Consider the following 12,550-nt stretch of genomic DNA (forward strand, 5'->3'; position numbering starts at 1 on the left):
AGCCGCGTGCCTCTGCCAGCCGCCTGCCCGTTCAGCGCTCGCGCGCCCCGAGCCCGAGCGCCTTCATCCGCCGGTACAACGTCCGCTCGCTCATCCCGACCTGCTCGGCGAGCGCCTTGCGCGTGCCGTCGAACGTGCGCGCGATGCGCACGAGCTCCGCGTCCGACACGCCGCGCGCATCGGCCGCGCGATCCTGCGGCGCCGCCGATGCGGCGACCAGCTCGGCCGGCAAGTGTTCGACCCGGATCGTCCCGTCGTCCGCGAACAGGCACGCGCGTTCGAGCACGTTGCGCAGCTCGCGGATATTGCCCGGCCACGCATAGGCATCGAGACACGCGCGCGCGCGTTCGGTGAGGACAAACGGCCGTGCGCCCGTCTCGCCCGCGCCGGCGCGCGCGTTCGCGATTCGCCGCAGGATCGATTCGGCCAGCAGCGCGACGTCCCCGCGCCGCTCGCGCAACGCCGGCAGCGGAATCGGAAACGCGTTGATCCGGTAGTAGAGATCCTGCCGGAACCGGCCGTCGTCGATCATCTCGCGCAGCGGCTTGTGCGTCGCCGCGACCAGCCGGAAGTCCGCGCGCAGCGCCTCGACGCCGCCGACGCGGCGGAACGTGCCCGACTCGATCAGGCGCAGCAGCTTCACCTGCATCGGCAGCGGGACGTCGCCGATCTCGTCGAGAAACAGCGTGCCGCCCTGCGCGGTCTCGACGAGGCCCGGCTTGCGCTGGTTCGCGCCCGTGAACGCGCCCTTCTCGTAACCGAACAGTTCGCTCTCGAACAGCGTCTCGGCGATCCCCGAGCAATCGACGACGACGAACGGCCCCATCGCGCGATCGCTCGCCTCGTGCAGCGCGCGGGCGAACAGTTCCTTGCCGGTGCCCGATTCGCCGAGCAGCAGCACCGGCAGCATCGACGGCGCGACGCGCTGCAGTGCGCCGAGCGCCGCATTGAACGCGTCGGCGCCGCCGACGAGCCCTTCCGCACTCGGCTGCGCGGATGCGCTGCGCACCGTGGTCAGCCGCTCGACGTACGCGATCACGTTGCCGTGCGCATCGAAGATCGGCCGCAATTCGACGTCGACGTGTTCGGGGCCGCGCGGCGTGTGATGGATGTGCAGCACGCGGTTCAGCCCGCGCGACTCGAGCGCCTGCTTCATCGGGCAATGCTCGCCGGCCTGGTCGCACGGCACGTCGTAGTGATGCGACACCTGGAAGCAGTGCCGGCCCACGTGCTCGACGCCCGCGACGCCGAACTGGCGCCGGTACGCATCGTTCGCCGCGAGGATGCGGTAATCGGGATCGACGACGATCATCGGCTGCGGATCCTGCTCGAGATACGCGACGAGCGCGCGCACGTCGGGCATGACGTCGGGGCGCGGCGCGGGGACGATCGGGATGGTGTCGTGCGGATTCATGCGGACGCTCGGTGAAGGAGATGCCTGACGGACTGGCGGGCGGACTGCCAGACGGACTGCCAATTCTGCCACGACACTGCCAGAAGTGGCAGTCGGCAGCGGTAACCGAACGCCGGCGACGCCCGTGCTTCGCCGCGCCTGCGCCGAAAACCCGAATCGAATCAAATCCCTGGCAGATCGGCCGGTGCCGCGACGCAGGCTGGCACGCTTCTTGAGTTACAGATCGCGATTGCAGATGCAGAACCCGATCAAGGACACCCCGTGAGCAATGCCACCACGCTGTCGGTCGAAGGCTTTTTCGACCCGGCGACCCACACCGTCAGCTATCTCGTGCTCGATACCGCGAGCCGCGCATGCGCGCTGATCGACAGCGTGCTCGACTACGACCCGACATCCGGCCGCACGCGCACCGCCAGCGCCGACCGGCTGATCGCCCGCGTCGCCGAACTCGGCGCGGACGTGCACTGGCTGCTGGAAACCCACGTGCACGCCGACCACCTGTCGGCCGCGCCGTACCTGAAGGAACACGTCGGCGGCCGGATCGCGATCGGTGCGCACGTGCGCCGCGTGCAGCACGTGTTCGGCACGCTGTTCAACGCGGGCCCCGGCTTCGCGCAGGACGGCCGCCAGTTCGACCGGCTGCTCGACGACGGCGACACGCTCGCGCTCGGCACGCTGACGATCCGCGCGCTGCATACGCCGGGCCACACGCCCGCCTGCATGACCTACTGCGTCGACGACGCGACGCAGCGCGCGGCATTCGTCGGCGACACGCTGTTCATGCCCGACTACGGCACGGCCCGCTGCGACTTCCCGGGCGGCGACGCGCGCACGCTGTACCGCTCGATCGCGCGCGTGCTCGGCCTGCCGCCCGACACGCGCCTGTACCTGTGCCACGACTACCAGCCGGGCGGCCGCGACGTGCAGTTCGTGACGACCGTGGCCGAGCAGCGCCGCGCGAACGTGCACGTGAAGGACGGCGTGACCGAGGACGATTTCGTCGCGATGCGTACCACGCGCGACGCCACGCTCGCCATGCCCGTGCTGATGCTGCCGTCCGTGCAGGTCAACATGCGCGCCGGCCACCTGCCCGAGCCCGAAGACAACGGCGTGCGCTACCTGAAGATCCCGCTCGACGCGATCTGAGCGCCGGCGCCCCAACCGAGACCCCGACATGACCTCCATCCGCAAGCTGACCGACGCGCTGTCGGTCTCGCCGCAGATCGCGGCGGCCGACCTGCCCGCGCTTCACGCGGCCGGCATCCGCGCGATCATCTGCAACCGCCCCGACGGCGAAGGCCCCGACCAGCCGACCGTCGCCGAGATCCGCGCGGCCGCCGCGCCGCTCGGCATCGACGTGCTTTACCTGCCGGTCGATACGGGCAAGGTGACCGACGACCAGGCCGCGCAATTCGGCGCACTCGTCGCGTCGATCGACGGCCCGGTGCTCGCGTACTGCCGCAGCGGCATGCGTTCGGCCACGCTGTGGGCGTTGTCGCAAGCCGGCCTGCGCCCGCTGAACGACATCGTCGCGACGGCCGCCGCGGCCGGCTACGACCTGCACGCGCTCGCGTCGCGTGTCGTGCCAGGCGGCAAGCAGGCGGCACCGGCCGTCGACGCGCGGCACGACATCGTGATCGTCGGCGCGGGCGCGGCCGGCATCGCGGTCGCGTCGAGCCTGCTCGCGCGCGACGCGTCGCTCGACATCGCGGTGATCGATCCGGCCGACGTCCACTACTACCAGCCGGGCTGGACGATGGTCGGCGCGGGCGTGTTCCGGCCCGAGACCACCGCACGCCGGATCACCGACGTGCTGCCGCGCGGCGTGCACCGGATCCAGGCCGCCGTCGCGGGCTTCGAGCCCGACGCGCACGCGGTCGTGCTCGACGGCTGCCGCCGCATCGGCTATCGCAAGCTCGTCGTGTGCCCGGGGCTCAAGCTCGACTGGCACGCGATCGAAGGCCTCGCCGACACGCTCGGCCGCAACGGCGTCACGTCCAACTACCGTTACGACCTGGCGCCGTACACGTGGGAACTCGTGCGCGCGTTCCGCGGCGGCAACGCGCTCTTCACGCAGCCGCCGATGCCGATCAAGTGCGCAGGCGCACCGCAGAAAGCGATGTACCTGTCGTGCGACCACTGGCGGCGCGCGGGCCGCCTCGAGGCCGCGAACGTCGAGTTCCTGAATGCGGGCGGCGCGCTGTTCGGCGTCGCCGACTACGTACCCGCGCTGATGGAGTACGTGAAAAGCTACGACATCGCGTTGTCGTTCGGCCACAACCTCGTCTCGATCGACGGCCCGGCACGCCGGGCGACGTTCGCGCGCGCGCTGCCCGACGGCGGCAAGGAAACCGTGGTGCGCTCGTTCGACATGATCCACGTCGTGCCGCCGCAGAAGGCGCCCGATTTCGTGCGGTCGAGCCCGCTCGCCGATGCGGCCGGCTGGATCGACGTCGATCCGGCGACACTGCGCCACCGGCAGTACCCGGACATCTACGCGCTCGGCGACGCCACCAACACGACCAATGCGAAAACGGCCGCGGCCGCCCGCAAGCAGGCGCCCGTCGTCGCGCACAACCTGCTCGTGTCGCTCGGCCGCGCGCACGGCGACGCCGCATACGACGGCTACGGCTCGTGCCCGCTCACCGTCGAGCGCGGCAAGATCGTGCTCGCCGAATTCCTGTACGGCGGCAAGGTCGCGCCGACCTTCCCCGCGTGGCTGATCGACGGCAAGCGCCCGTCGCGGCTCGCGTGGCTGCTCAAGGAACGCGTGCTGCCGCCGCTCTACTGGAAGGCGATGCTCAAGGGCCGCGAATGGCTCGCGAAACCCGCGATCGCGCGTTGACCGGAGCCCGATGACGTCATGCTGATTTCCCTCGTACTGGGCGGTTTCGTCGGCGCCGTGCTCGGCCTGACCGGCGCCGGCGGCGGCATCCTCGCGGTGCCCGCGCTCGTCGTCGGCATGAGCTGGCCGATGCAGCAGGCCACGCCCGTCGCGCTCGTCGCGGTGGCCGGCAGCGCGGCGCTCGGTGCGCTCGAAGGCTTCCGCCGCGGGCTCGTGCGCTATCGCGCGGCATTGCTGATGGCGGCGGCCGGCGTGCCGCTGACCACGCTCGGCGTACGGCTCGCGCACGTGTTGCCGCAGCGCCTGCTGCTCGCGCTGTTCGCACTGACGATGCTGGTCGTCGCCGGCCGCCTGTTGCGGCAGGCACTGCGGCATGCAGCGGTCGACGCCGACGCGTCGCCGCTGTGCGTCGGCCGCGTGAATCCCGATACGGGCCGGCTGGTGTGGTCCTGGCCGGTCGGTGTGGCGCTGGCGTCGACCGGCGCGATGACGGGCCTGATGACGGGGCTGCTCGGCGTCGGCGGCGGCTTCGTGATCGTGCCGATGCTGCGCAAGTTCACGAACGTGTCGATGCATGGGGTGGTCGCGACATCGCTGATGGTGATCGCGCTGGTCGGCACCGGCGGCGTGTTCGCGACGCTCGTGTCGGGCACACGTGCACCGCTCGACGTGACGCTATGGTTCACCGTCGCGACCGCACTCGGCATGGCCGCCGGTCGGGGCGCATCGAGACACCTCGCCGCGCGGCACGTACAGGCCGGGTTCGCGGCCGTGCTCGTGTGCGTCGCGCTCGGGCTGCTGGCGAAGGCGGCGTTCGGCGCGTAATCGCGTACCGACCGGCGCCGATCGACGCGCAGCGCCTCCAGACAAAACGCCCGGCCGACTCGACGTCGACACCGGGCGTTTTTTATCGCGGGCGCCACCGGCCAACGGCGCGACGCCCCGCCGTCGTCAAGACAGATGCTGGATGGCCGTCAATTCGGCCTTTTGAGCCATTTGCGCAGCCTGCCGGCAATCCCGGATCGCTCGACATACCCCAGCGCCGAAACCGCACACATCATTCCGATTGCCGCATACAGCAGGGCCATTTCTCCGTTCCCTGCGATGTCCGGCCAGGCTGCCTGTGTCAGAACCGCAAGAACGGTCAATCCAGCCGCACCGCCCACGATGACCAGCATCGGCAATACCGCCCTCCGAGGAAGCCGCGTGCTGGCCCGATAGACCGGATACGAAAGCAGCATTGCCACGGGAAATGCAACCGTGAAAGCCACAGCGGAAAAAAAGATCGAAACTTCTCCGAAATCCTTGACGGACACAATGCCCATCAACAAGCCTGCCACGATCGCGGCAGTCAGGCTTGCACCAAGCAATTCTGAAATCTTCAATTCCTTTCTCCCGTCGCGCCAGACAAAACGCCCGGCCCGACTCGTCGTCGGCACCGGGCGTTGTTCATGGCAGACGCCATTCAGGCGTCAGGTCGCGAACCCCGCCATCCGCTTGCGCTCCTGGCGCAGCATCACGAAGTTCGCGATCACGACGCCGGCCGTCACCGCGACGATGAACAGCGTCGCGAGCGCGTTCATCTCCGGGTTCAGCCCGAGGCGCACACGCGAGAACACCACGAGCGGCAGCGTCGTCGAGCCGGGGCCCGACAGGAACGCCGATAGCACGAGGTCGTCGATCGACAGCGTGAACGACAGCAGCCAGCCCGCGATCAGCGCCTGCGAGATCAGCGGCAGCGTGATCGTGAAGAACACCTTCAGCGGCGTCGCGCCGAGATCGAGCGCGGCCTCTTCCAGCGACGGGTTCAGCTCGCGCACGCGCGACTGCACGATGATCGCGACGTACGAGATGCACAGCATCACGTGGCCGAGCCAGATCGTGAAGATGCCGCGCTCGGCCGGCCAGCCGATCCACTTCGCCAGTTCGATGAACAGCAGCAGCAGCGAGATCCCCTGGATCACCTCGGGAATCACGAGCGGCGCGTTGATCATCCCGCTGAACAGCGCGAAACCGCGAAAACGCCCCATCCGCGCGAGCACGAAACCGGCCCAGGTGCCGATGATCACCGACGCGAACGCGGTCAGCACGCCGATCTTCAGCGACAGCCACGCGGCCGTCAGCAGCTCGTCGTCCTCGACAAGCGCCGAGTACCAGCGGAACGAGAACCCCGACCACACGGTGACGAGCTTCGACTCGTTGAACGAATAGACGATCAGGCTGATGATCGGGATGTACAGGAACGCGAAGCCGGCAAACAGCGCCGCGAACTGCAGGTAACGATTCGGCTTCATCGACGGCCTCCCTGCTCCTTCGCCTGGAAGTGCTGGAACATCGCCATCGGCACGAGCAGCAGCAGCACCATCGCGCAGGTCACGGCCGACGCCATCGGCCAGTCTGCGTTGTTGAAGAACTCGTTCCACATCACGCGGCCGATCATCAGCGTGTTCGCGCCGCCGAGCAGCTCGGGAATCACGTACTCGCCCACCGCCGGGATGAACACGAGCAGGCAGCCCGCGATGATCCCGTTCTTCGACAGCGGCAGCGTGATCTGCACGAACGCCTTCCACGGCTTCGCGCCGAGGTCGTACGCGGCCTCGAGCAGACGCAGGTCCATCTTCACCAGGTGCGCGTACAGCGGCATCACGAGGAACGGCAGGTACGAATACACCATCCCGATGTACACCGCGTAGTTGGTGCGATACAGCTCGATCGGCGTATGCGTGAGGCCGATCCACATCAGGAAGTTGTTCAGCAGCCCGTTGTTCTTCAGGATGCCGATCCACGCGTACACGCGGATCAGGAACGACGTCCAGAACGGCAGCATCACGCCCATCATCAGCAGGTTGCGGGTCGCCGGGTTCGAGCGCGCGATGTAGTACGCCATCGGATAGCCGATCAGCAGGCACAGCAGCGTCGTGATCGCGGCCACCCACACCGAGTTCACGTAGGTCGCGAAATACAGGCTGTCCGTGAACAGGAACGCGTAGTGCGACAGGTTCAGCGCGACGTGCACGACGCCGTCGGCGTACGACGCAAGCTCCGTGTACGGCGGGATGCCGAGCTGCAGCTCCGCGAAACTGATCTTGACGACCAGCACGAACGGCACGAGGAAGAACAGCACGAGCCACGTGAACGGGCCGGCCACGACCGCCGTGGCGCCCGTCAGGTTGAAGCGCCGCACCGGCCACGAGAGCATGGACTTGAACGAGGTCATGACGTCAGCACCACGCCGGCAGTCGCGCTCCAGCGCACGTAGATCTCGTCGCCGAGCGACGGCGTGTCGAGCTCCGAAATCGCGAGGCTCGACACGTTCGCGATCACCGTCTTGCCGCCGTCGAGCTTCACGTGATACAGCGAATAGCCGCCCATGTACGCGACGTTGCCGATCCGGCCGCGCGCCCAGTTGAACGCGCCTTCGGGCGGCTTGCGCGTGAGCGCGATCCGCTCGGGGCGCACCGACACCGTGACCGGCATCCCGAGCGGGCCCGAGATCCCGTGGCTCACGTACAACCGGCTCGGCAGCTCCGGCGATTCGATGTACACGTGGTCGGGTTCGTCCTCGACGGTCACGCCTTCGAACAGGTTCGTCGAGCCGATGAATTCGGCCGAAAAGCGGCTGTTCGGGTATTCGTACACTTCGTTCGGCGAGCCGATCTGCACGATCTGGCCTTCGCTCATCACCGCGAGGCGATTGGCCATCGTCATCGCTTCTTCCTGGTCGTGCGTGACCATGATGCAGGTGACGCCGACCTTGTTCAGGATGTTGACGAGCTCGATCTGCGTGCGCTGGCGGATCTGCTTGTCGAGCGCGGACATCGGCTCGTCGAGCAGCAGCAGCTTCGGGCGCTTGACCAGCGAGCGGGCCAGCGCGACGCGCTGCTGCTGGCCGCCCGACAGCTGGTGCGGCTTGCGCTTCGCGTACTTGGTCATCTGCACGAGTTCGAGCGCCGCGGCCACGCGCTCCTTCAGCTCGGCCTTCGGCGTGCCTTCCTGCTTGAGGCCGAACGCGACGTTCGACTCGACCGACATGTGCGGGAACAACGCATACGACTGGAACATCATGTTCACGGGCCGCTTGTACGGCGGCATCTGCGCGAGGTCCTCGCCGTCGATCAGGATCTTGCCCGACGTGACCGTCTCGAGGCCCGCGAGCATCCGCAGCAACGTCGACTTGCCGCAGCCCGAGCTGCCGAGCAGCGCGAACAGCTCGCCCTGGCGCACGGTCAGGTTGACGCTGCGCACGGCTTCGGTGTCGCCGAATTTCTTGACGACGTCGACGATCTGGACAAAGTTCTCGGCGCGCGCATCGGCGCCGGAGGAGGAAACGGAGGACGGTGCGCCCGCGACCGGCGCACCCGACTGGCTATTCATGATGTGCTGCATCTCTCCTGCGTTGAACGAACAAAGCCCCCGGGGGCACCAGGGGCTTCATGACTGCTGGGAACGCCGGCTCGCGTCAGCGGCCCGACTTCAGCTCGGTCCACAGACGCGTCTGCAGACGCTGGATTTCAGGCGGCAGCGGCTTGAGCAGGAACAGCGTCTTCACGACGTCGGCCGGCGGATAGACGGCCGGGTCGTTCGCGACGTCGGGCCGCACGTACTTGCGGGCCTCGGCGTTGGCGCTCGGGTAGTACACCGCGTTCGTGATCGCCGCGTGCACCTTCGGATCCTCGATGTAGTTGATCCACTCCAGCGCGGCTTCCTTGTTCTTCGCGTCCTTCGGGATCGCCATCACGTCGAACCACACCGGCGCGCCGCCCTTCGGAATGTAGTACTCGACCTTGTATGACTTCTTCGCCTCGATCGCGCGATGCTTCGCGATCACGACGTCTCCCGACCAGCCGAACGCGAAGCAGATGTCGCCGCCGACCAGGTCGTTGATGTAGCCCGACGAGTTGAATTGCGTGATGTACGGGCGGATCTTCTTCAGCACTTCCATCGCGGCCTTGTAGTCGGCCGGGTTCGTGCTCATCGGATCCTTGCCGATGTAGTGCAGCGTCGCCGCGAACATCTGGTCGGGCGCGTCGAGCACCGACACGCCGCAGGTCTTCAGCTTCGAGATGTTTTCCGGCTTGAACAGGATGTCCCAGTTGTCGAGCGGCACCTTGCCGAGCGCCTGCTGCGCCTTCGTCAGGTTGTACGCGAGACCGGTCGTGCCGTACGCCCAGGGCACCGAGAACTTGTTGCCCGGGTCCGCGCCGGCGACGAGCGCCATCAGCTGCGGATCGAGGTACTTGAGGTTCGGCAGCTTCGACTTGTCGAGCGGCGCGAAGATGCCGGCGGCGATCTGCTTGCCCGCGTAGTTGCTGGTCGGCACGACGATGTCGTAGCCCGAGCTGCCCGTCAGCAGCTTCGCCTGCAGCGTATCGTCGCTGTCGTAGTTGTCGTAGCGGACCTTGACGCCCGTCTGCTTCTCGAAGTTCGGGATCGTGTCCTTCGCAATGTAGTCCGACCAGTTATAGACATTGAGCTGCGTATCCTTCGCCGCTGCCGCCGATGCACCCACGCACAGCGCGAGCGCTGCGAACCGGCCCACTACCTTTGCTTTCATCCCGTTCTCCCTCCGGCCGGACACGTTGCCCGGCTGCCGTCTGCCTCGTCATGGCGGCGCATTCTGGCGCGCCGCCCCTCGAAAACCCCGAAAACTACCATCATTCGCGCCCCGTCACAAAAAAATCATGCCGGTGTCGCGCAAACGGAACAGATATCCCGCTGCTGGCCGGTCAGGCGGCCCGTGCGGCGGGACGTTCCCGGGGAATTCTATCGGGTAATCGGCGGCTGTCCACCGGGAAAGACGGGCGGCGACGAAACCGCGTTCGCCGGCCGGACGCGAGCCGTGCGGCGGCCGCGCCCGAACCCGGCCGTACTGTCACGCCGCTGCACCGGTACGGCATGCCGGCCGCGCCCGTCCGACCGACCGGCCGCGATGCATTAAAATGGCGGCTGACGATTCAACTGCGTGAACCCCTCCGATGGCCTCCAATCTCCACGACCTGCCCGACAGCCCCTGCATCGGCGTGTGCTCGACCCTCTTCGACGAAGTCTGCAAGGGCTGCGGCCGCACGGCGGCCGAAGTGTCGAACTGGGTGTTCCTGAGCGACGACGAAAAGCGCGCGGTATGGGAGCGCATCCAGCGCGAAGGCACCGCGATGCGCTTCCAGTACGACAAGCTGTAAATCCGCCGCGCAAAAAAAAGCGGCATGCAGACCGCCATGCCGCCAACCCCAACTCTGTTCTGTTTCTGTTCCTGTTTCTGTTTCTTTCCCGCCGCGCCTAGAACTTCATCCCGACGCCCACGCCGACGATCAGCGGATCGATGTGCAGCGTGCCGATGCCCTTGTCGCCGAGCGTCGCATCGGTGCTCATCCAGATCTTCTTCACGTCGACGTTCATGAAGACCTTCTTCGTCAACTGCACGTCCACGCCGAACTGCAATGCCGGGCCGAAGCTGCTCTTGTTGATCGACACGCCCTGCCCGCCGACGTTGAGCCCGTTGTTGTAGAAGTACGTGTAGTTCACGCCCGCGCCGAAATACGGACGCACCTTGCCGGCATGGTTGAAGTGATACTGCAGCAGCAGCGTCGGCGGCAGCACGCCCACGCCGCCGAGATTGCCGAGGCTCGACGTCAGCTGGTGCCGCGACGTGCCGAGAATCAGTTCGACGCCGAGGTAGTCGCGGATCATGTACGTGAAGTCGAGCTCGGGCACGATCGCGTTGTTCACGCCGACGTTGAGCGCGCCCAGCGTGTCGCTCGCGCGTTCGTTCGGCTGGATGCTGATCGCACGCAGCCGGACCAGGACGTCGCCCTGGTTGATGCCGTCGCCCGGCGAGGCCGCGTGCGACAGCGAAGGCATCGCGGCGAAACTGGCCGCAACGGCGGCAGCGGTGACACAAGTTCGAATCGTTTTATGCATGGTACGGACCCCCAAAGAATGGTTCCCATTTTCCTCGTAGGGTCTTTTCATCGTCTTGATATCCGTCAAGCCAGCGTAAACGTGGGACGGTTTGCCGCAGGCTCGGTCGCACAGCCCGTCAGCAGCAGGTCGAGCAGGTCGCGCACGCTGCGAATCGCACGGCCGAACGGCAACGCCTCGCGGCCGCGGAAGAACAGCCCGTTCGCGACGTCGCCGCGCAGCGCCGCCGCCAGCCGTGTGTCGATGCAGAAATGGCCGAACTTCTCGATGCCGTCGCGCAAGCCGCATACGCTCAGGCATTCGAGCGCGGTCGGGCAGCGCTGCTTCAGCGCGCCGAGCTTGTTGCGGATGCGCGTCTCGTTGCGCAGGTAACGATCGAGCCACGGCGTTTTCACCGCGCGTGCGGGCAGCCCGGTCACGCTGACGAATTCGACGATGTCGTCGGGCGTCGCGTCGGCCAGCACGCGCTTGAAGTGCGGATGCGCATCGCCCTCTTCCGTCACCGCGAACGGCGTGCCGACCTGCACGCCGTTCGCGCCGGCCTCGAGCGCCGCGCGCACCGTGTCGTGACTGTTGATCCCGCCCGCAACTATCAGCGGGATCGTTTCGCGTGCGATGCCAAGCGACGCCATCACCTGCGCGGTCTCGTCGAGCACGCGTGCGAAATCGAAACGGCGGTCGTGCATGTCGTCGATCTGCGTGACGCCGAGATGGCCGCCCGCATGCGCCGGATGCTCGATCACGATCGCGTCGGGCAGGCGCCCCTTCTTCATCCACTTCTTCAGCACGAGCGCGATCCCGCGGCTGTCCGACAGGATCGGGATCAGCGCGATGTCGTGTCCTTGCGTGAGATCGGGCAGGTCGAGCGGCAGGCCCGCCCCCATCACGATCGCATCCGCGCCCTCGTCGCATGCGACCCGCACGTAGTCCGCATGCGCGCTCACGGCCTTCATCACGTTGACCGCGATCATCCCGCGTCCTTCGCTGTAGGTCTTCGCGAGACGGATCTCGCGGGCGAGCGCCTCGAGGTTCGCGGCCTCGAGCGTCGCGCGATCGGGTTGCGCGCGGCAACGCGCGAGCAGGTCCGCATGATGGTGACGCAGGTCGATGCTCGCGATCGTGCCGACCGCGCCTTCGCGCGCGACGCTGCCCGCCAGGCGGTGCGCGGAGATGCCGACGCCCATGCCGCCCTGCACGACAGGCAGCAAGGTGCGGCCGCGGATCGTCAGCGGCGGAAAGGAAGTGCGTACGGTCATCTGAAACCTCGTCGGAACATCGGAACCGCGATGATCGACGATCCACCGCCGCGCACCTTGACGACCGTCAATAAAAAAACGGCACCAGCGTGCCGTTTTCGGTTCGTGCGGCGCGAA

The 12,550-nt window shown here is 67.3% G+C and carries 12 protein-coding genes; 4 read left to right on the forward strand and 8 right to left on the reverse strand.

Annotated features, from left to right (window positions below):
* Positions 1–31: 31 nt before the first annotated feature.
* A complete protein-coding gene (locus ACTJLD_RS02735; RefSeq protein ID WP_027787305.1) occupies positions 32–1,414 on the reverse strand; it encodes a sigma-54 interaction domain-containing protein in 1,383 nt (460 codons plus the stop codon).
* A 261-nt stretch (positions 1,415–1,675) separates the two neighbouring features.
* On the opposite strand from ACTJLD_RS02735, the gene ACTJLD_RS02740 reads away from it, so the two are divergent.
* The 3 genes from ACTJLD_RS02740 to ACTJLD_RS02750 are packed head-to-tail and all read left to right on the forward strand — an operon-like array spanning position 1,676 to position 5,084.
* A complete protein-coding gene (locus ACTJLD_RS02740; RefSeq protein ID WP_440657923.1) occupies positions 1,676–2,560 on the forward strand; it encodes an MBL fold metallo-hydrolase in 885 nt (294 codons plus the stop codon).
* 28 nt (positions 2,561–2,588) lie between these two features.
* On the forward strand, positions 2,589–4,259 hold the full coding sequence (locus ACTJLD_RS02745; RefSeq protein ID WP_440657924.1) for a TIGR01244 family sulfur transferase: 1,671 nt from the start codon (positions 2,589–2,591) through the stop codon (positions 4,257–4,259).
* Between the two features lie 18 nt (positions 4,260–4,277).
* Positions 4,278–5,084 (forward strand): sulfite exporter TauE/SafE family protein, encoded by an 807-nt coding sequence (locus ACTJLD_RS02750; RefSeq protein ID WP_060314095.1) that lies wholly within the window; start codon positions 4,278–4,280, stop codon positions 5,082–5,084.
* 149 nt (positions 5,085–5,233) lie between these two features.
* On the opposite strand, the gene ACTJLD_RS02755 is transcribed toward ACTJLD_RS02750, so the two are convergent.
* The 5 genes from ACTJLD_RS02755 to ACTJLD_RS02775 all read right to left on the reverse strand — a co-directional run bounded on the left by ACTJLD_RS02755 (position 5,234) and on the right by ACTJLD_RS02775 (position 9,813).
* Positions 5,234–5,644, reverse strand: a complete 411-nt coding sequence (locus ACTJLD_RS02755) for a hypothetical protein (protein WP_440657925.1) — start codon at positions 5,642–5,644, stop codon at positions 5,234–5,236.
* An 87-nt stretch (positions 5,645–5,731) separates the two neighbouring features.
* Positions 5,732–6,553: an ABC transporter permease subunit gene (locus tag ACTJLD_RS02760; protein ID WP_027787300.1), complete on the reverse strand. Its 822-nt coding sequence runs from the start codon at positions 6,551–6,553 to the stop codon at positions 5,732–5,734.
* On the reverse strand, positions 6,550–7,476 hold the full coding sequence (locus tag ACTJLD_RS02765) for an ABC transporter permease subunit (RefSeq protein ID WP_027787299.1): 927 nt from the start codon (positions 7,474–7,476) through the stop codon (positions 6,550–6,552). The genes ACTJLD_RS02760 and ACTJLD_RS02765 overlap by 4 nt, the downstream gene beginning before the upstream one ends.
* On the reverse strand, positions 7,473–8,633 hold the full coding sequence (locus ACTJLD_RS02770; protein ID WP_027787298.1) for an ABC transporter ATP-binding protein: 1,161 nt from the start codon (positions 8,631–8,633) through the stop codon (positions 7,473–7,475). The genes ACTJLD_RS02765 and ACTJLD_RS02770 overlap by 4 nt, the downstream gene beginning before the upstream one ends.
* 85 nt (positions 8,634–8,718) lie before the next feature.
* Positions 8,719–9,813: a polyamine ABC transporter substrate-binding protein gene (locus ACTJLD_RS02775; protein ID WP_027787297.1), complete on the reverse strand. Its 1,095-nt coding sequence runs from the start codon at positions 9,811–9,813 to the stop codon at positions 8,719–8,721.
* Between the two features lie 421 nt (positions 9,814–10,234).
* Here ACTJLD_RS02775 and ACTJLD_RS02780 point away from each other — a divergent pair, with 421 nt between their 5' ends.
* The gene (locus ACTJLD_RS02780; RefSeq protein WP_021159754.1) at positions 10,235–10,438 is read left to right on the forward strand and encodes a DUF1289 domain-containing protein; all 204 of its coding nucleotides are present in this window, start codon (positions 10,235–10,237) and stop codon (positions 10,436–10,438) included.
* 97 nt (positions 10,439–10,535) lie between these two features.
* Here ACTJLD_RS02780 and ACTJLD_RS02785 read toward each other — a convergent pair whose 3' ends face one another.
* Positions 10,536–11,177 carry an OmpW/AlkL family protein gene (locus ACTJLD_RS02785; protein ID WP_027787296.1) on the reverse strand — a complete coding sequence of 214 codons (642 nt, stop codon included), beginning with the start codon at positions 11,175–11,177 and terminating at the stop codon, positions 10,536–10,538.
* A gap of 65 nt (positions 11,178–11,242) precedes the next feature.
* A complete protein-coding gene (locus ACTJLD_RS02790; protein WP_027787295.1) occupies positions 11,243–12,433 on the reverse strand; it encodes an NAD(P)H-dependent flavin oxidoreductase in 1,191 nt (396 codons plus the stop codon).
* Positions 12,434–12,550 lie beyond the last annotated feature (117 nt).

Origin of the sequence: Burkholderia sp. 22088 (assembly GCF_052045915.1) — a bacterium.
Taxonomy (GTDB): Bacteria; Pseudomonadota; Gammaproteobacteria; order Burkholderiales; family Burkholderiaceae; genus Burkholderia; species Burkholderia cepacia.